Origin of the sequence: Mesorhizobium sp. M7A.T.Ca.US.000.02.2.1 (assembly GCF_003996995.1) — a bacterium.
In the GTDB taxonomy this organism is placed as follows: Bacteria; Pseudomonadota; Alphaproteobacteria; order Rhizobiales; family Rhizobiaceae; genus Mesorhizobium.
Genome location: NZ_RZTT01000934.1, coordinates 1 through 398 on the forward strand (window position 1 = coordinate 1; position 398 = coordinate 398).

Genomic DNA, 398 nt, shown 5'->3' on the forward strand with positions numbered 1-398 from the left:
GCCGAGATGAACCGGCAGGACTTCGGCGCGATACCAGGCGCTGGCGATCGGGTCGGTGATGGGCGAGATGCCATCGCCGGCCGCGGCCAAGGCCGGCGCGATGCCGTCAGCGGTCAGCGTTCGGCCGATCAGCGCTTTTTCCGCCGCCCTGGCGAGCATTGGCCGATCCGCCATGCAGCCGAGCGCGATCCGCGCCGAGGTCACGGTGCCATCCGACGACAGTTCCAGAACAGCGGCTATGCTGAGCACAGAGACGCCCTTGGGCTTGACCCTCGACACTTTCAGGAAGCGGAAACTGTCGGCCTTCGGAAGCGTGAAGCTCACGGAAGTGACGACGGCGCGGCTGCCGTCCCGATTGGCCAGAAAAGTCTCGATCGGCGTTTGCCCGTCATCGGTGC

At 66.3% G+C, this 398-nt stretch carries 1 pseudogene; it reads right to left on the reverse strand.

The window, feature by feature from the left end:
• Positions 1 to 398, reverse strand: a pseudogene (locus EOD15_RS35485) (xanthine dehydrogenase family protein subunit M); the annotation flags it as partial.